Origin of the sequence: Labrys methylaminiphilus subsp. lupini, assembly GCF_051161885.1 — a bacterium.
Lineage (GTDB): Bacteria > Pseudomonadota > Alphaproteobacteria > Rhizobiales > Labraceae > Labrys.
Map to the genome: position 1 here is coordinate 596,953 of NZ_JBMDIH010000002.1, position 18,546 is coordinate 615,498.

Here is an 18,546-nt window from a genome sequence, read left to right on the forward strand (position 1 = left end):
GGTCAGCTCGAAGATAATGGCAAGTCCATGGGCTTGCCGACGAGTTTTTCGCGGGTTTGATTGAGGGCCTCCAGGCTTGCCATCGTCTCGCTCGGACGCTGCTTGGCAAGGCAGACCAGCAAGGCCTCGAGCACGCCAAGTGTTCCGGTATGAAGGCTGAGCATGTCGGCCCGTCCCCTCGGGACCTGCAGGACCAGGCCGACCCGAGGCGCAAGCCTCGCCGCCAGCGTATCCGTCAGCAGTATGGATCGCAGTTCAAGTCGTTCAATCTCATCGAGCAGCGCAGAGAGTTCGGTATAAACTCGGCTATAGGCGAGCATTGCGATTAGGTCGCCCGATCGCAGTTTGCGTAGATCGTCGGCAAAGGTCAGCCCGGTATTGCACAGCCTTACAGAATCGAAGCCGAAGCGCGCCAACTGGAAGACGAAATACTCTGCGATCGCGCTCGATGGACCGATGCCGAACACCAGCACGCGCTTGGCACTTGCGAACTCGTCGATTGCCTGTTGCAGCAAGGTGGGAGTGACTGTCCGGCGAATCGCGCCAAGCGCTTCTATCTGTATAGTGATGGCCGCATCGAAGGCGTCCGAGAGCGTGTCGCCGATGCCGTCGAGTGTTCTGGCGAGCCGCTGGGCTGGCAGGAGAGACTGACGTAGTTCGTCAGCAAGGGCATGGCGGAGCTCATCCAGGCTGGCAAAGCCGAGCGCATGCGTTGCTCGCACGACTGTCGCATCGCTCGTACCAGCCTTCTGGGCAAGAGAGGCAGCCGAAGTGATCAGCACTTCTTCACGATGTGCCTGGAAGTAGTCGGCGACGCGTCGCTCGGCCGGACTCAAGCCAGCCAAGCGTGCCGCCATCCTCTCATCGAAGCTCAACCTTTGTGACATTCGCATCTCCAGTGTAAGTTTTGTCGTATATGCTACCACAAAAATGGCATAATGTAGTATACACTACGAACCCGCCGCCGCATGATTTTAGAGGTCGTCATGGATGTGAGTTCGTGGAGTGTTGCGACGCCTGCGGTCGCAGCCGCCTTCCTTGCTTCACTCGTGGAGGTCGTCGAGGCTTTTACCATTGTGCTTGCCGTCGGTACCCTACGCGGGTGGCGCCCGGCGGCAATTGGAGCCGGTGCAGCCATTGGTGCTTTGAGCCTGCTCGTCATTTTTCTGGGTCCAATGCTTGGGCGGGTGCCATTGGGCGATCTTCAATTGGTTGTCGGCGTCTTGCTCATGCTGTTCGGCTTGGGTTGGTTGCGCAAGGCCATCCTTCGCAGCGCCGGCGTGATTCCGCTGCACGATGAAGATGCCATCTTTGCCAACCAGACGGCGGGGCTCGCCGCGCAGGACTTAGCAAAATCCGTCGACTGGATCGCCGGCTTCACAGCCTTCAAGGCTGTTCTACTCGAGGGCCTTGAAGTTGTATTCATCGTCATCGCGGTGGGTTCTGCGCCGGGGATGCTGCTCCCAGCAGCTCTGGGAGCTCTGGCCGCATGCACGTTCGTCCTGGCCATTGGGGTTGCCGTCTACAAGCCGCTGGCCCATGTGCCGGAGAATGCCCTCAAATTCGGTGTCGGCGTGATGCTGTCGGCCTTTGGCGTGTTCTGGGTCGGGGAGGGGCTGGGCGTGCCCTGGCCGGGCGAGGATGTCGCTCTCATCGGGCTGGCTGCTGTGTTCCTATGCGCCGGTATCGCTCTGGTTTCCTTCTCCCGTTGGTCATTGCTACAGGTCAGATCATGAAGACGCTCATAGAAGTCGCCAAGGAACTTATTGGCATGTTCGTCGCCGACGCTCGCCTCACGGTGGCCGTTCTGACGCTGGTGACCTGCAGTGCCTCCCTTGTGATTGGACTGCGAATCGATCCGCTCTGGTGTGGTGCGCTTCTATTGCTGGGCAGCCTTGCCATTCTCGCCGAGGCGGTGCTCAGAGGTGCGCGAGGGCGCTGGAGGCCCTAGATGTTCCGTGATTTGACGGGGTACGCCATCGGCTGGCGACCCTCAGGATATTGGGAAGGCGACTCGCGCAAGATCGATGCCGATATCAGCTTAGCAAAGGCGAGATAGATCATCGGTGTGGTGAAAAGCGCGAGCATCTCGGAAAGGAGATGTCTCCGCCGATGGCGTGACGAAGGGAGCTCGCAGTTCAGATCCAGGTCCGGTGCCCAAGGCCGGGGGTAAGGCGCCGAACAACGCTGCAAGCCTCCTCATCATGATCGGACGAAGGCGCAGGTGCCAGGCTTGGCGTATCGCTTCCACGGGTAGCAGGCCTTATACGCGCTCAGCATCGAAAGCAGCGTGGAGATGATCGTGAGGGGAATGGGTCGTGCTCCCATTGAGGACCCCCAAGACGATGTATTTACGACACGATCACAGCCGCCAGGATCGGCCAGGTGTGGTCTGAGGAGGGATCAAAAAAACCTTGGCGGTGCCTGAAACGTCGTCGTCAGCGCGATCGGTGTGGGCGACTGAAGTCCGGCAGCATGGACCTCACCAGCCGTGATGCTGTGGCGCAATCATCGCGAAGGCCGTCGCCGAATCTGGTTTCGTGATATGTCCGCCTCGATGCGGCCGGCACTGAGCCGCCGATGTTGCCTCAGCCTTTCGGCCAGCAGCAAGCATGCCGCCAGCGAGGCCGCGCCGTAGGCGTAGATGGCAAAGCTTGAATCGTCCGAGCCGGACAGACCGCCGAGAACGGACAGGAGGATCAGACCACCCAAGGCAATCAGGGAAACAAGATTCTCGCGTGAGAAAAGTGCAGCCAGCAAGGATCCGACTGCCCTCCGAGTCACCAAGGTCATGACGAGATCCTTTGTCCTATTTTGTCGAATAGAGAAGAATATCTTCTCAGGCCATGGTTAGGTTGTGAGAATCAAGGATATACTGTAGGGTAACTAAAGCCGCGTCATCGTATCCATTGTCGATTGCAGATCGCCCATCGCCTGCTTGCAGGTTGCGGGATCGGGCGTATCTGCCCGGAGCGCCTCAAGAGCCTTGTCGATGGCTTTGTCAATCTTGTGCCAGTCGGCAGCCGCTCGGGGTTTGAGGCCGGCCTCCGCCTCGTCCCATTGGGCCTCGAGAACTCTGATGCGTGTTTTGGCCCCTGGGAGATCGCCCTTGTCGACTAGAGCCGATACATCCGCGACGATGGTCCGAAATGCGGCAAGGTCACCAAGCCTTGAAGCTGCCGAGGCTTGGGATAAGAACGGTGCACGGATGTTGCCGTTCACAAGCGACTCGCTGGCGACCATTGCCATGGCGCCGATGATCATTGCCCCAATCGTCTTCTTCATGAACAACTTCCTTTGCTGCCAAAATTAGTGCTGAAAATATCTAGAGAGCAGGTCATCATTCTGCGGGGCGAAGTCTCTCGCCGTTGTTGTCGGCGACGGTGATCCATGTGACGAGAGCCACGATCACAGCCAGGAAAACGACGCTGGTGTAAATGGTGCCAAGGCCCATCCCCCCATATTCGCGCGATTGGGAAAGCAGATCGCCAAGCGAGGCCCCAAGCGGGCGCGTGAGGATGTAGGCGAGCCAGAAGGTGAGCACCGGATTGGCGCCCAGGGCAAAGGACCCCGTGATCACGGCGATCAGCGTCCCGAACACGATCACGCCCAGCTGGAAGCCCATGCCCAGCGCTTCCGTCGCAAGGTCACCGGCCGCCGTCCCCAGAGCGAAGGTAAACAGAATGGCCGTCCAGTAGAACAGCTCTCGCCGGGTGGTAACGATGGTATGGATCGACAGCGTGCGCTCGACGGCATACCAGACGGCAAAGGTGAGCGTCAGCGCGCAGCCGAAGGCGATCGTGCTGTTGTAGAGGCTGACGTCGAGCTTGTCGGTGAGGAGATCCGTGATCTGGGTGCCGACGATGCTGACAAGCACCACCGTCAGCCAATAGATCCACGGGACATATCGGCGTGCCCGCACTTGCAAGAGCAGGGCTGCGATAAGGAATGCCGCCATGACGATGTCCGTTGTCGCCGTGCCCAGGCCAACATGGACGGCAAGGTAATCGGCGCCGGTCTCGCCAACGGTTGTCGAGAGGATCTTGATGATCCAGAAGATCAGCGTGACTGCCGGGACTTTGTTGAGCGTCGAAGGGTGGGATGTTGATGTTTGTGTCGTGACAGTCACTACGCAACCTTTCGCGTATCTAACCCGCCCGCCGAATTTTCCGGCCTCTAAATTAGCTGGGCCTTAGAAGGTGAGGAGGATCAGGGGGCAACGGTTGGGGGAGATGTGATCGAGGCCGAGGCCGGATCGCCGCAGGCGCGGCGCATGGTCGGAACAGGGGTTATTGTGCGGTCTTGATATTCGTCACTACCGTTCGTCCGTTCTTGGTTGAATAGACGATCGTCACCTTCTCGCCGACCCTGAGCGTTTCAGCCTCGATCCCTTCCGGAAGGGTGAATCTCTTGCCGTCGGCCAGCGTGACGGCATCGTGCTTCTTGTCGATCGTCCGGACAGTTCCAGTTGTTTGCCCGCCGAAAGCGGTCGTCGAGACAGCGATCATCGCCATCGTGAGGAGGGTGGTTGCATTTTTCATGCGAAGGCTCCCATTTGCTACGGCCACTGCGATGCGCGGGTGCTCCGAACCTGCAGGTGGCACCTGCGATTCTCCGCGTCGAGGAATGGCTGGACCTTGAAGGGCGCAATTTGCGGCCGCATTGCCGCGACTATACAAATTCGTAAGCTGACGGCGTTACTATGACGTCTGCCGGGTCTGTCAGAAGTCGAGCTTAGAGATCCCTCATATTCTTGGTCTCATGGCCCGATCGCGCTGCTGCAACCTGGACCGCCGTGGCGACAGCAGCGACGACAAATAAGAACACGACTACCAGGTAGCTCCAGGGGATCGCGAGAGCGGCAGGCGGTGGATCGAAAACGCCGGTGAGCAATTTCACCAGCATCCAGGCGATCGCGATGCCGAAGGTGACGCCGAAGGCCAGGCCGCCGAAGAGCATGACAATACCCTCGCTCCATAAGAATGCCGCGAGTTGCGCCTTTGTGGCTCCGATCGCGGCCAGGATCGCGGAATTTCTGCGCCGGTCGAGAAAGCCCAATGCCAGCACGAGGCCGCCCGAGGCGGCGGCCATGACAATCGCAAAAAAGAGCTCGATTGTCGTCAGGCCGGCAAGGTCGATCGCGGTCAGGCTTGATCCGATCAGATGGGCGGCCTGGCTGATATCGGAGACTTTCAGGCCGACATCGGCGGCAAGAGCCGACGAGACCTGCTGTGCCAGGGCGGCAGGATCACCCTTGGCTCGCATCAACACATATTCAGAGGTCGGCGAAGCCGTCATGTCGGCGATGTAGGCGGCGTTGGCGACAAGAAAGGAGTTTTTGGGTGCGGTCGGGAATTCCCGGACTACTCCCACGAAGGTGAAGGGCACCGGGTGATACTGGTGGTCACGCGCATTCAGGAGCCGAAGGTTGATGGTGTCACCCGGCTGGAGCTGAAAATCCTGGACTGTCTCTTCGGATACCAGCACGCCACCGCGGGTCGCCGCGAGTTTTGCGAGGCTTGCTTGCGTGTTGGCGCTGCCGAAATAGGCATCCGAAAGGCCTGTCGCGTTTCCGATGCGCAAGGGATCGATACCGTAGAGATCCTGCAGATCAGCGCCGACATAGGCGAAGCGGTGCTGCATTGGCTCGGCGTTGGCCACGGCCGGGAGCATCGCTAGCGTTGCTAAATGGGAGCCCGCCGGTCTTTCGGCGGTACCGGACACGGTCACGTCCGAGCCGATCGTCAGTTCGGCGTCAACCCGTGACTGCGCCTGATAGGTGGCATTGAAGACGGCCGTTGATGTTGCAAAGGAAATCGCCAGGGCCGTCATGGCGATACCAGCCGTCAAGCGCGGTGCTTGCCGGGACAGGGCCGCCGCCACCACGGGCGTCAGCGAGCCGGCAATCGGCCTAACGAAGGCGCGTAGGAGGCCGCCGCCTCGACCTATGACGATGTTCGAAAGCCGGCGTGTCAGAAGCGCCGTTCCCAACCAGAACAGTGCCGGGGCGATGAAGGCCTTGTAGTCCACCGCTGTTGCGGCTACGCCCTCCGGGGCAAGCACGATCTGATAGCCGGCGCTTGCAGTTTGCCAAAAAAACAAGGCGGCGGCGAGGAGCAGCAGCGCGTCCAGCCACAATCGCCGCCACAATGGGGCGAGGCCTGCCGCGATGGTGCGACGGCTCGCATTGACGGTGCTCCGTCGAACTGTGCGCCAGGCCGGGAAGATATAAGCACCGAAGCCGGCAAAGAGGCCGATAAGCGCCGCCAGTACCAACGGCAGGAGGGGCGCGCCCGGCGTCGTCGCCATTCCGGGCACTAACCGAGCAAATGCCACAGCCAGCCCAAGACCCGCTATCGCCCCGCCGGTTGCAGCAACAGCGGCCTCTTGGCCCGCCAATGTGAGGATGGTTCGAACGGACGCTCCGCGTACCCGCAGCAGTCCCTGCTCCTGGTCGCGCCTCGCGCCGCCCGACGCCGTAACGGCGAATGTCAGTGCCAGGGCCAGGGCAACGCCTGGAAGGCCCAGGAACAGGAACAGAACCGTGGCATAGAGGGCGTCTTCTCGAACGGCGCCGAGGCGGGAGGCGAGATTATCAGCGACCAGCACCTGCCCAGCCGCTCGGGCCTCGAAATTCCTTGCAGCGCTAGCTACAAACGCAAAAGCAGAGACAGGGTCGGCCGGAAGCGCCGCGCGGGTAAGCCGCGCATGCAATTGCAATTGTGTGCTGTCGGTCCTTGTCGATTGCTGAGGCGCAAACAGTTGTCGCCAGTCGGTCGGAGGAACGATAAGCACGTTGTCGGGCGGGGCTTGAGGTGCTGCCTGCGACGGTAGCCCGATCGCCTGGAAAAAGGCGTCTGCGTCAGGAAGGTCGACGACACCGCCGATCGGCACTATTATCGGCGCCTGGCCGATGCGCCGGATCACCACATGATCGCCAGGTGCGACGTGAAGATTGGCCGCGGTCTGTTGCGCGACGAGAACGCCCTCCAGGGTGCCTGACAGCAACCTTATCTCGGCGGAAAAATCCCGCCAATAGTGTTCATCGACGGCAACGACTTGGCCCGGGCCCGTTGTTTGAGTGGTGCCGCCTGCGGTGGCCTCGAAACCGTCGACGCCGGCATAGCGAACTTCGTGTATGGCCTGTATGGGGGCAGCCTTCTGCAAGGCTTGTCGGAGCGTCGCCGGGTCGGCGCCCGGGACGATTTTCACCTGCCAGTCGATCGGCACTGCAGAGACGGCGTGGGCCGTCATGCTGGTTTGCGCAGCCGAGAAAAACAATGCCAAGGCCGCCAACAGCGCGACGGTGAGGCAAATTCCCGCCATCGCACCCGCCACACGGGAGAAGCGGTGAACAAGAACCCCGCGGATCCACAACCAATACATGGGTATCATTCCGTCGCCAGATCAGCCGATTGCCAATCGTCCATGGTTGATGGTCCACCGCGTTGCCAGACGGCCGGCGACATTCTCGTCATGTGTCGCCAGGAGCAATGCGCAGCCGCTGCCTTCAAGATGGTTCAAGATCGCATCCATCACACTATCTGCGGTGGCGCTATCGAGTTGCCCGGTTGGTTCGTCGGCAAGAACAAGCCGGGGACGCAGAAGCAGCGCCCGCGCGATTGCAACCCTTTGGGCCTGGCCGCCCGATAGATCCTCTGGCAATTTCTCCGCCAGGCCTTGGAGGCCAAAGGCACGCAGCAGAGCAAGGCTCTTGTCGCGGTCCGGCGTCTCTCCGACGAGAAGAGTTGGTAACTCGACATTTTCCACCGCCGTAAGGGCTGGAAACAAACTCGGCGATTGGAACACCACGCCAATCCCTTGGGGCCTTAGCCGAGTGGCGTGGTTGAGACCAGGCCACTCGATGCTGCCACGGGTCGGTTTGTCGATCCCGCCAAGAATGTGCAACAGCGTGGTCTTGCCGGAGCCCGACGGACCGACGAGGCCGATGCGGGCACCTGATGAGATGTCGAAGTCAATGTCGTCCAAGACCTTGACTTGGCTCGCATTGCCGGCGAAGTCGTGGCCAAGCCCTCTGGCGATGGCCAGTACCTCAGACATCTACGACCCTCCCATCGTGCAACCGGATGATGCGATCCGCCTTTTGCGCCAACGCGGGGCTGTGCGTTGCAAGTAATGTCGCCAACCCAGCCCGGCGCCGGGCTTCGAAATGATCGATCAGCCGAATTTCGGTGTCTCGGTCGACCTCCGCCGTGGGTTCGTCGGCGACAAGGATCGGCGGATAGGCGGCCAAAGCCACCGCTAGACCGGCGCGGGCGGTCTCGCCGCCCGAAAGCTCCATCGGAAGGGCTCTGGTGCGGCGCTCCAGGCCGACCGTCTCGATCAACTGGCCGATGCGCGTCCTGCCGCCTTTGCCGGCCAAGAGCAATTGGAAGCGGATGTTCTGTTCCACGTTTAAATGTGGAAACAGAATGCTGGATTGGAGAAGAATGCCGAATTGCGTCGCCCGGATCTTTGCCCGCTGTGCCTCCGGCCGCCGCGTGAGTCGTTCCCCCGCAACGACGACGTGACCACCGTCCGGTTCGTCCAATCCCGTCAGACATGACAGCAACGTGGTCTTGCCGCTGCCCGATGGTCCGATCAGGGCAACGAACTCGCCCGATGACAAGTTAAGACTCACGCCCCGCAAGGCGAATATCTCTTCCTCGGCGGTATGGAAAAACCGGTACAGCTCATGGGCGACCAACGCCGACATGTCATCGCCATCCAAACGAACGCGACATCAACTGCCATTGGTCGACATTGTCGGCACCCTTAGGTGCGTAGAATTCGAGCGTGACGAGCTTGCCATCTTTGAAATAGAGATAGCGTTCATTCTCGAGGCGGACCTGCCTGCTACTGACAGCGTTTGGTTGGGAGTTTGATGTGTAGACGATACGAATGGCGCTGCCTGCTGGCAGCCTGACGGCACTTACACTGGCAACTTTCACCGCACGCTCGCTTGCTTCGAGCCTGGGCAAATAATCCTCCTTCGTGCTCTCGGCGGTGGGGGCGGTGTCCGCCTTGACGACGGAAAGGATAACGCCGTCGAGCTTGTCGACAAACTTGGCGCCGTCCGTCTGGTCCGTGCGTGCCCAGCCTTCTGGAACTTTGAGTGTGAAACCAGCGGGCGAAACATAGTCGATGAAGACCTGTGTATCGGGGATATCGCCCGGCGGATTTTTCTCAGCCGGAGCGGGCTTCTCCGCTGAGAAGGCCGCCGAAGCCGGGAGAGCAAGCGACGCCATGGCGAGGCCTGAAATGGCAACGCCGATCGCCAAGACGCCGTTCTTGAAGGCATTTGACGGGGCGGTTTTCATCGGTGCAATTCTCCATCAAGGACGGAATGCACCTAGCTTAGGCCGTGTTGTTTACCGGCACCTCGCCGCAACAATACGGATTGGTAAGCCCGATTTCGGATCACACCTCATGCACAGTCGGAAAGCTGATGATGACCGCCAGTCCCGGAGACATGTCCTTAAGCACAATCTTTGCGCCGTGAAGTTCGGCAATGGCATGGACCAGGCTCAGCCCGAGGCCGCTACCAAGCGTACTACGGCTCTTGTCGAGCCGATAGAGCCTGCGGAAGACCTTTCCATGTTCGGCCTGAGGGATACCAGGACCGTCGTCGGCTACCGTGGCAACGACGGTGTCACGATGTTGCATGAGCGTCAATTCGACGGACGTCCCCGATGGGCAATGGCGAAGCGCGTTTTCGACGAGATTGGCGAACATCTGGGTGAGGAGTTCGGCGTCACCATGGATGCGCCGGGCCGGACCCTGGAGGGTTTTGCGCAACAATAGTGACATGTCGCTGTCCTCGGCGACGCCGGTGTAGATTTCGGCGATCGTTTCGATGACCTCTTCGAGATTAATGATCGTGAAACGCGCCTTGCGGGCGCCGGCCTCGATTTGCGCGATGCGCAGCAAAGCGTCGAAGGTTTCGTTGATTTGTCCGCTTTCTGCTTGAGCGTCGAGCAGTTCGCGGACAGTGTTTTTTCCGGCTGCAGCCTTCTGCCTGGCATCTTCAAGAATCAACTGCAGGCGGTTGAGAGGCGTCTTCAAATCGTGGGCAATGTCGCTGGAGACCTGCCGCATCCCTTCTATCAGCGCAGAAAGCTGATCCAGCGCCAAGTTGATCTGGGCGGATACGCCATCAATATCGTCGCCGTTACCGATCAGCGGGATACGGGCCGCAAGCTTGCCCTGGGAGACATCCCCCATGGTGGCCGCTATCGCGTCAAGCCGGCGCTGAACCCTAAGAGCAAGCAATGCGCCCCCACCAAGAGCAAGGATCGCGACCAACAGCGTCGCCCAGCCGAACCCGATGAGGACGATGCGTTCCAAATCCCGTGTTTCCGACAAGGCCAAGGCAATCGCGAGATCGAAGGGGCCGACCTTGCCCGAATAGGCACGATACGCATTGCCCGAGGGAACACCGAGAGCGCCTTCCTCGATGACCGAAAAGCCGGCCGAAACGCCCTTTGCAAGGAAGTTGCCGGCAAGTTGAGCCCCATTTGCATCCGTCAGGGAGAATAGTTGGTCTTTTGCGGAAGCCAGCCTGGCGTGGCTGTTCACGGTTGCGATAAGATCCTCCAGATCGGCACCGGCATAAGTGGCGGCAACGACGGTGAACGTCTCCTTCGCCGATTGGTCCAGACGGTCAGCCAGATTGGCGCGCATGAGTTGGTAAACGACAGCCCCCGACAGGATGAAGGCGATGATGAACAACACTGCAAAAGTGAGGGCCAGACGAAAAGGCGTGCTGCGCAGCAGGCTAAGTTGGCGCATGCAGACTATAGCCCATATTGCGAATAGTGTGGAGGAGCGGTATCGCGAAAGGCTTGTCGATTTTCGTTCGCAGCCGGCTGATATGGGTCTCGACGACACTGGTCTTGGGGTCGAAATTGAAATCCCAGACTTGTTCCAGAAGCATGGTTCGCGTGATGACCCTTCCTTCCGCCCACATCAGCACCTCGAGCAATCTGAATTCGCGCGGCTGGAGTTCGATCACCTGCCCCTGCCGAACCACCCGTCGCTTGATCAGGTCCATCTCAAGGTCGCCGACGCGTAGGACACTTTTCTGACTGTAAGCTTGAGGGCGCCGGCTGAGCGCGTTGAGGCGTGCCAGGAATTCGGAAAAAGCGAAAGGCTTGACCAGATAGTCGTCCCCGCCTGCCTCAAGACCTTCAACCCGGTCGTCGATGCCGCCAATAGCTGTTAGAAACAGCACCGGTGTGCGCACGCCAGCTGCTCGGATTGCCTTTACCAGCGCCAAGCCATCGAGCCCGGGGATCATCCGATCGGCGACTATGATGTCATAGATTTCGCGGGTTGCTGCGAACAGAGCATCGCGGCCGTCGGTGAGGCCGTCGCAAACGTGACCGGCTTCCGTTAGCCCACGAATGACGAATTCTGCCGTTCTTTGGTCATCCTCGACGATAAGAAGTCGCATCTACGAGTACAGCCTTTCCAGTCGATCTTCCGCCCGCAGGCTATCACACTGGCGGCGGAGCAGGGAGGCGGGGGGCAACTAGGGCCGCCACGGCCTCCACCGCATGAATATGAACAATCTCGGTTCATCGAGGGTCTCATCATGTCCATAACAGCGACATCGCTTGCCTGGCCGCGGCCAAGAGGTTGTTAGACCGTCCTTCGTAGGTCATTGCTCTCTGCAGTTCGATGACCCGAATTTGTGCTTCCATTGGATGTTTGGAGGAGCCAAACAATCGTAGTCGTACAGTTGAGGTAATCGATGGCGAAGAAGCATCGGTACATTCAATGCCAGCAAACGAGGAAGCTACGCCGCAGTTCGAAATAATCCGCTACGATCATCGACAAGCAGAGTTTCCAGTACGCTACGGTGCGCCTGCAGTGATCGCAAGTAATGATTAAATCCTGCCCCCGCAACCAATTCTGTCATAAATCAATTACCGTCCTGATATGAACGTCAGGGCGGTTTTTGCGTTTGGAGGGCGCTCGTAGCAGCGACGGGGCCCTCGATGTAGAAGTTCGAACCTTTTCCGGTACGGCCTGACGACCGGCCATGGCAATCGCGGGACACGACAGGTCACACCATAGAATCCCTGTCTTCCGGCCGGCGCCGGACGGGAACGAACCATGGCTCAACCTGAACAACGCAGCTCGCCTTCTCGGCGTTGCACCCAAGACCCTTAGGCTCGCCGCTGAAGCCGGCGAGATCGAAGGCGTTCACCCCCTCCCGGATGGTCCGTGGATCTTCAGCCGATCCGAATTCGACAAACCACATGCTCTACAGGTCGCGCACCGCGCGCGACAGAACCCAAAATACCCCACGGGATCGCATCCCGATCAGCAAAACGTGTTCCCGTCAACGACATAGACAGATGGGTGTTATGAAGCAGAATTGTAGTCCCTTCGCCAAGCCTTCGCTCGGGCGTCGTCAAGGGGCATGTGAAAACGCTCTTGGCAATGGCCTGCTCCGATTCGTCGGGGCGCACTTTGTTGCATCTTACGAGAGCTGGCAATCAAGTCATTCCTACCAAGGCAAATACGTTTGTCCTAAGGAGCTTTTGAACCGCATTTCTCTAGCCACGATGTGCGCAAACCAAGGGCCGTGAAAACCATCTACCGCGAAGCGGAACACCTCACCATTATTGTTGTCAAATAGGCGCTGGCGCACTTCGTCCGGCAACGTCTCCGGTGAAGGCTTAGAGAAGACCTCCTTGCCCGTGTCGGTCTTCCAACTGATTGGGCAGTCGATGTAGTCCACGCCGATGAACTCAATGTGCAGATGGTAGCCATAAGTTATATCCAGCGTGCCCCTGACCAGTGCGCCGGTCTCGTCAAGACTCACAAGATAGAAATCCATCCATGGGTGCTCCATGATGGCTACGTTCAGCGCCTGCCCGTCAGTTCTATAGTCCATGGCTATCTCCAAATCGAAGCCTTGAACAAAACAGAGCTGCCCAGTCAACCTTTCTCCACGAGCGTTAGCCTTGAGGTGGGCAGATCGCTAATCGCCTCTATCGTAGCATGTCGAGGTAAATCGTGAATTCGAGCACTGTGGCGTGCCGCGGAGCAAGGCTTGGTTGCTGTCCCCCGCAACCAATTTTGTCATAAATTAATTACCGTCCAGGTTTGATCACCTGGGCGGTTTTTGCGGGTGCCGGAGCTCACCAACAGGGCCGAGAATTCGCGTTTGTCGCTGCGAAAATGAGAACTGGCGATGTAAGATTTTCGGTCCTCACAGTTCCGCAACGGCTCGTCACCATCTTTTCCGTCGTCCCGCTTGGTCTTGTCACTCCGCCCTTGCCACCCGTCTTCATCGTCTGGCTGTCATGGCGCAGCGTAAAGCCGTCACCGCCGCTTAAAAAGATACGAGGAGGTGCACAATTCGTTCTCGGTGCACATCGACGGTAACGTGGCGACGCCGTCTTGAAGGGGTATTACTCGGGGATATATTACATGAGTATGTTTCGGTGCGGTTTGATCGCGGCGGGAAGGTCATCATTTCCGAGGAGTGCGAGCATTTCCCGTTCGATCGTCCGCTTCAAGGCATCTAGCGGCAATGCGTTCGGCTCCAGGCCGAACGGGTCCTCGAGTTGGTGGCCGAGAGCGTCAAGGCCGAAGAAGGTGTAGGCGACGAGCAGAACGGGAAGTAATGCCCACCAATCCAGCGTACCGGCAAGGGCGAATGGCAGTGTCACACAAAAGACGAGAGCCGTTCGGTGCAGCAGCAAGGAATACGCAAAAGGAACTGGTGTGTAGGCGATGCGCTCGCACCCACCCTGCACCTCGGTCAGTGCGCTGATCTGCTGTTCGATGACCGAGTAGTGAATCGGATCTATCCGCCCCCTATGCATGAGTGTCAGGCAATATTTGCCGATTTGGTCAAGGACGGCATTTGTCAGATTGGGATTGTTTGAGGCGGTGCCGATATCGAACCAGTGCGTGATGGCCTTCCACACATCTTGACCCCGCAGATGGGCGGCAAGCCCCGCGGAGAAAGCGCATAGTCCCCGGAGCAGGAAGCGCCGGTCATCCGCCTCCAGGGTGGATGTCTGGCGCGCGAGCGACCGGCAGGCGATGATCAATTCGCCCCAGAGCCTTCGTCCCTCCCACCAGCGGGCATAACAGGCATTGTTTCGAAAGCTCATGAACACCGAGAGTGCGATGCCGATCAGCGTGAAGGGAATGGCGCTGATCCGTGTGAAGATGCCCGGATGCTCCTGCGCCGCATAAATCGCCAGCACGCTGATGAGCGCGATTGCGATGAGATGGGGCGCGATGCGAGGCAGGATTGAGCCGTTGACGGCAAATACGATGTCCCTGAAGCTGGGCTTTGAACGCAGGATCATGCAGCCGTCCGTGTCATCGCGGTCTCCCCTCAGCGCAGGCCCTGACCCGCAGAAATGGATGCCGTCGATCTCGGATGAGTTCGGCGCTTCGAGACCATTGCCGTGGTCGAGATGACCATTGCTGCTGGGGAGGCCTGCGACTTTACCGATCTAGGGCGAGGTTCTGCAAGCATCATTCGTGCCATCTCCGGTCCGGACGAAACATCAATGGCTTGGTACCCAAGGCCTCCGGTTTCCCGGACATTTTGTCCGACAGAAATGGACAAAATGTCTATAGATTTCAAATAGATAGCGTGTTTTACTATGTGCTCGATGGTTCTTTCGGAGCGGTTGAGAGCATGGCCGACAATAAGCCTCAATATAAGACGTACCATCATCCGGCAGGGGGCTGGGGCGCTGCTGCAGCGACTGCCAAGGTACTGCTGGAGCAGAGCGTCATCACCAAGGGGTCGCGCGCGTTGCTCGCCATGAACCAGCCTGGCGGCTTCAAATGCCCCAGTTGCGCCTTTCCCGATCCCGACCACAAGAAGACTCTCGAATTCTGCGAGAACGGCGCCAAGGCGCTGGCCTTCGAGGCGACCAAAAGAAGGATCACGCGGGAGTTCTTCGAAAGGCACAGCGTGTCGGAACTCATGGAGCAGTCGGATTACTGGCTCGAAATGCAGGGCCGGCTGACCGAACCCATGCGCTACGATGCGGCCTCCGACCGATATGTCCCCTGTAACTGGGAAGCTGCCTTTGCGCTGATCGGCCATCACCTGAAAGCGCTCGAAAGCCCTCACCAAGCGGAGTTCTATACATCGGGGCGCACGCCCAACGAGGCCGCCTTCCTGTATTCCATCTTCGTTCGGGAATTCGGCACCAACAACTTTCCCGACTGTTCGAACATGTGCCATGAGCCGACGAGCCGTGGGCTGCCTGCCTCCATCGGGGTCGGGAAAGGGACGGTGGTGATGGAGGACTTCGAGCATGCCGAAGCCATTTTCGTCATCGGCCAGAACACCGGCACCAACTCGCCGCGCATGATGACCAATCTGGTCGAAGCCCGAAAACGCGGCGTGCCGATTGTAGCCGTCAACCCGATGCCGGAACGAGCGCTCATACGCTTCACCGAGCCGCAGGATGTCGTGCAAATGGCGACATTCGGGTCGACGCCGATAGCGAGCGAATTCGTCCATATCCGCATCGGGGGAGATCTGGCCCTGTTCAAGGGCATGATGAAGGTGATCTTCGAGCGCGAGGCGCAAGGCGAAAACGTCATCGATACCGATTTCGTCAACCGGCATACCGTTGGCCTGGAGGCGATCCGCGCCGATGTCATGGCACAGGAGTGGACGGACATCGTGGCGATCTCCGGACTGGAGGAGGACCAGATACGCCGCTGCGCCGAGATCTACATTCGTTCGCGCGCAACCATGATCTGCTACGGCATGGGCCTCACCCAGCATCAGGAGGGATCGCGCCTGCTCCAGCAGGTCGTCAATCTGCTCCTGCTCCGGGGTAATTTCGGCAAGCCGGGAGCGGGGATTTCACCCATTCGCGGCCATTCGAACGTGCAGGGAGACCGCACCGTCGGCATCGACGAGAAACCCTCACAGGAGTACTTGGACCGCGTGCGCGATGTGTTCGGCTTCGAGCCGCCCCGTCATCACGGGCATCACACGGTCGAGTCCGTGGAGGCGATGGAAAAAGGTACCGCCAAGGTCTTCATCGGGATGGGCGGGAATTTCGTTCGCGCCATCCCCGATACCGACAGATCCTATGCGGCGATGCGCAAACTGGCCCTGACGGTCGGCATCGCCACCAAGCTCAATCGAGGCCATCTCGTTCACGGACGCGATGCGCTGATCCTGCCTGTGATCTCTCGATCCGAGGTGATCCATACGGCGGCCGGCGAGCAGTTCGTGACGATCGAAGACTCCATGTCGAACGTCACCGCCTCGCGCGGTGTCCTGACGCCCGCCAGCGCCCATCTCTTGCCGGAAGTGGAGATCGTCTGCCGGATGGCTCTGGCGAGCCTGCCCAACAGCAAGGTCGCCTGGGCGAGCTACATCCACGACTACAATCTCATTCGTGACAAGATCACCGAGGTCTATCCGGACATCTACGCCGGCTTCTCGGAAAAGGTGAAGAACCCCAAGGGTTTTCATCTCGATGTGCCACCGCGGCGCCTTGTCTGGCCAACACCGAATGGCAAGGCGAATTTTCTGCTGCTGCCTGGTCTCGATGTGAACGTGCCGGTCGCTGACCCGTCGATGTTGCGGCTGGCCACGGTCCGTTCGCACGACCAGTTCAATACGACCATCTACAGCAACAATGATCGTTATCGCGGCGTCTACAACGACCGCATGATCCTGTTCATGAATGCCGAGGACCGTGCGGCGCGAGGCCTGGACGCAGGCTCCCGCATTGCGCTGGAAACGATCAGCGACGATGGCGTCATGCGTCGCGTGGAGGGCCTGACAGTGTTGGACTATCCGATGCCCCGAGGGGCGGTCGCGGGATATTACCCTGAGCTCAATCCGCTGCTGCCCCTCGAATATTACGACAAGATCAGCGGGACTCCGGCCGCCAAATCGATACCGGTGCGCGTCGTCGGGGCCTAGAGCAAAGTGCGATTTCTCCGAACCGAACTTTGCTCTAACTCTTTGTTTTTAAAGCGTTTTATTGAACGAAAAGTCTATCGACTTTTCTGGAAAACGCTTCGGCCGTCCCGCATCATTGGGAAAAGGATCCCCGGCGTCAGCCAATTCCGAGGACGGTATCTTTCGGCTTGTTTGAGAGGAGGGGACGTTGCTAGGGCAACTGGATGCGGTGATCTTGGCGCGTGCGCAGTTCGCCTTCACGGTGTCGTTCCACTTCATCTTTCCGGCGTTTTCCATCGGGCTTGCGAGCTATCTGATGGTGCTGGAAGGGCTGTGGCTCAAGACGGGCAAGGGCGTCTATGCCAATCTCTATCGCTATTGGCTGAAGATCTTCGCCGTCGTGTTCGGCATGGGCGTCGTGTCGGGCCTAGTCATGTCCTACCAGTTCGGCACGAACTGGTCGGTCTTCTCGACCAAGGCGGGCCCGATCATCGGCCCGCTGATGGCTTATGAGGTGCTGACCGCCTTCTTCCTGGAGGCCGGCTTCCTCGGCGTGATGCTGTTCGGCATGAGCAAGGTCGGCAAGGGGTTGCATTTCTTTGCCACCTGCATGGTTGCGCTCGGCACGCTGATCTCGGCGACCTGGATCATCGCCGTCAACAGCTGGATGCAGACGCCGGCAGGGTTTGCCGTCAATGCCAATGGTCAGTTCGTACCGGCGGGGTCCTGGCTGGCGATCATCTTCACGGCCAGCTTTCCCTACCGTTTGGTCCACACCGTGATCGCCGCCTATCTCACCACAGCCTTCGTGGTGGGAGGCGTCGGCGCCTGGCACCTGCTCAAGGACGGCGGCAATGCCGGCGCGCGCAAGATGTTCTCGATGGCCATGTGGATGGCGGCGATCGTGGCGCCCATCCAGATCCTGGCCGGTGACGCCCACGGGCTGAACACACTGGAGCATCAGCCTGCCAAGGTGCTGGCCATGGAGGGCGACTACCAGCCCAGCCCTAATGGCGCACCGCTTGTGCTGTTCGGCCTGCCGGACAATGTGGAGGGGCGGGTGCGCTATGAAGTGACGATACCGCATATCGGCTCGCTGATCCTCAAGCACGATCCCTATGCACCGCTTCCGGGTCTCACCGATTTTCCGCGAGACCAATGGCCTCCCACGCCGATCATCTTCTGGTCGTTCCGGATCATGGTTGCGCTCGGCTTCGCCATGCTCGGCATCGGCCTGTGGAGCCTGCTCGCACGCATGCGGGGCAGGCTCTATGACTGGCGCTGGCTGCATCGCGCAGCCGTTGCCATGGGACCGGCAGGCTTCGTCGCCGTGATTGCGGGCTGGGTGACGACGGAAGTCGGGCGGCAACCCTTCACGGTCTATGGCTTGCTGCGAACGGCCGAATCCCATTCGCCGCTCGCTGCGCCGGCCGTTGCCGCCTCGCTCATCGCCTTCGTGCTGGTCTATTTCAGCGCGTTCGGGGCCGGCACCTATTATCTCCTGCGCCTGATGGAGAAGGCGCCCGGGCGTAGCGAGAGCCAGCCACCGAACCTGCCGCAACGCGCGGCCGGTATCACGCCCGCAGCAAGCGTCGGCGTTCCCGTGCCGGCGAAGGATTGAC

At 59.6% G+C, this 18,546-nt stretch carries 17 protein-coding genes; 4 read left to right on the plus strand and 13 right to left on the minus strand.

Annotated elements, in window-relative coordinates:
• Window positions 1-2: 2 nt before the first annotated feature.
• The gene (locus tag ACN6KF_RS28465) at window positions 3-857 is read right to left on the minus strand and encodes a MurR/RpiR family transcriptional regulator (RefSeq protein ID WP_434960258.1); all 855 of its coding nucleotides are present in this window, start codon (window positions 855-857) and stop codon (window positions 3-5) included.
• A 135-nt stretch (window positions 858-992) separates the two neighbouring features.
• Between ACN6KF_RS28465 and ACN6KF_RS28470 the strand changes: the two genes are divergently transcribed.
• Together ACN6KF_RS28470 and ACN6KF_RS28475 are read left to right on the plus strand one after the other, a co-directional pair.
• Window positions 993-1,736, plus strand: a complete 744-nt coding sequence (locus ACN6KF_RS28470; RefSeq protein WP_434961329.1) for a COG4280 domain-containing protein — start codon at window positions 993-995, stop codon at window positions 1,734-1,736.
• Window positions 1,733-1,951: a hypothetical protein gene (locus tag ACN6KF_RS28475; RefSeq protein ID WP_434960259.1), complete on the plus strand. Its 219-nt coding sequence runs from the start codon at window positions 1,733-1,735 to the stop codon at window positions 1,949-1,951. Before ACN6KF_RS28470 ends, ACN6KF_RS28475 begins: the two co-directional genes overlap by 4 nt.
• Window positions 1,952-2,041: 90 nt before the next feature.
• On the opposite strand, the gene ACN6KF_RS28480 is transcribed toward ACN6KF_RS28475, so the two are convergent.
• The 12 genes from ACN6KF_RS28480 to ACN6KF_RS28535 all read right to left on the minus strand — a co-directional run bounded on the left by ACN6KF_RS28480 (window position 2,042) and on the right by ACN6KF_RS28535 (window position 14,339).
• A complete protein-coding gene (locus tag ACN6KF_RS28480; RefSeq protein ID WP_434961330.1) occupies window positions 2,042-2,206 on the minus strand; it encodes a hypothetical protein in 165 nt (54 codons plus the stop codon).
• A gap of 680 nt (window positions 2,207-2,886) precedes the next feature.
• Window positions 2,887-3,285, minus strand: a complete 399-nt coding sequence (locus ACN6KF_RS28485) for a hypothetical protein (RefSeq protein ID WP_434960260.1) — start codon at window positions 3,283-3,285, stop codon at window positions 2,887-2,889.
• 55 nt (window positions 3,286-3,340) lie between these two features.
• Entirely contained in the window at window positions 3,341-4,129 is a 789-nt protein-coding gene (locus tag ACN6KF_RS28490) for a COG4705 family protein (protein ID WP_434960261.1), read from the minus strand.
• Window positions 4,130-4,289: 160 nt separating this feature from the next.
• Window positions 4,290-4,541, minus strand: a complete 252-nt coding sequence (locus tag ACN6KF_RS28495; protein ID WP_434960262.1) for a DUF1344 domain-containing protein — start codon at window positions 4,539-4,541, stop codon at window positions 4,290-4,292.
• A gap of 193 nt (window positions 4,542-4,734) precedes the next feature.
• Window positions 4,735-7,386 (minus strand): FtsX-like permease family protein, encoded by a 2,652-nt coding sequence (locus tag ACN6KF_RS28500; protein WP_434960263.1) that lies wholly within the window; start codon window positions 7,384-7,386, stop codon window positions 4,735-4,737.
• Window positions 7,387-7,407: 21 nt separating this feature from the next.
• On the minus strand, window positions 7,408-8,061 hold the full coding sequence (locus tag ACN6KF_RS28505; RefSeq protein WP_434960264.1) for an ABC transporter ATP-binding protein: 654 nt from the start codon (window positions 8,059-8,061) through the stop codon (window positions 7,408-7,410).
• Window positions 8,054-8,716, minus strand: coding sequence for an ABC transporter ATP-binding protein (locus ACN6KF_RS28510; RefSeq protein WP_434960265.1), 663 nt, complete (start codon window positions 8,714-8,716; stop codon window positions 8,054-8,056). Before ACN6KF_RS28510 ends, ACN6KF_RS28505 begins: the two co-directional genes overlap by 8 nt.
• A gap of 1 nt (window position 8,717) precedes the next feature.
• Window positions 8,718-9,320 (minus strand): hypothetical protein, encoded by a 603-nt coding sequence (locus tag ACN6KF_RS28515; protein WP_434960266.1) that lies wholly within the window; start codon window positions 9,318-9,320, stop codon window positions 8,718-8,720.
• 100 nt (window positions 9,321-9,420) lie between these two features.
• The gene (locus ACN6KF_RS28520; protein WP_434960267.1) at window positions 9,421-10,791 is read right to left on the minus strand and encodes a sensor histidine kinase; all 1,371 of its coding nucleotides are present in this window, start codon (window positions 10,789-10,791) and stop codon (window positions 9,421-9,423) included.
• Window positions 10,778-11,455 carry a winged helix-turn-helix domain-containing protein gene (locus tag ACN6KF_RS28525; RefSeq protein ID WP_434960268.1) on the minus strand — a complete coding sequence of 226 codons (678 nt, stop codon included), beginning with the start codon at window positions 11,453-11,455 and terminating at the stop codon, window positions 10,778-10,780. Before ACN6KF_RS28525 ends, ACN6KF_RS28520 begins: the two co-directional genes overlap by 14 nt.
• A 1,062-nt stretch (window positions 11,456-12,517) precedes the next feature.
• The gene (locus ACN6KF_RS28530; RefSeq protein ID WP_434960269.1) at window positions 12,518-12,907 is read right to left on the minus strand and encodes a hypothetical protein; all 390 of its coding nucleotides are present in this window, start codon (window positions 12,905-12,907) and stop codon (window positions 12,518-12,520) included.
• A gap of 535 nt (window positions 12,908-13,442) precedes the next feature.
• Entirely contained in the window at window positions 13,443-14,339 is an 897-nt protein-coding gene (locus ACN6KF_RS28535; protein WP_434960270.1) for a bestrophin family protein, read from the minus strand.
• 338 nt (window positions 14,340-14,677) lie between these two features.
• Here ACN6KF_RS28535 and ACN6KF_RS28540 point away from each other — a divergent pair, with 338 nt between their 5' ends.
• Window positions 14,678-16,945: an FdhF/YdeP family oxidoreductase gene (locus ACN6KF_RS28540; protein ID WP_434960271.1), complete on the plus strand. Its 2,268-nt coding sequence runs from the start codon at window positions 14,678-14,680 to the stop codon at window positions 16,943-16,945.
• A 187-nt stretch (window positions 16,946-17,132) separates the two neighbouring features.
• The gene (locus tag ACN6KF_RS28545; RefSeq protein WP_434960272.1) at window positions 17,133-18,545 is read left to right on the plus strand and encodes a cytochrome ubiquinol oxidase subunit I; all 1,413 of its coding nucleotides are present in this window, start codon (window positions 17,133-17,135) and stop codon (window positions 18,543-18,545) included.
• Window position 18,546: the final 1 nt, after the last annotated feature.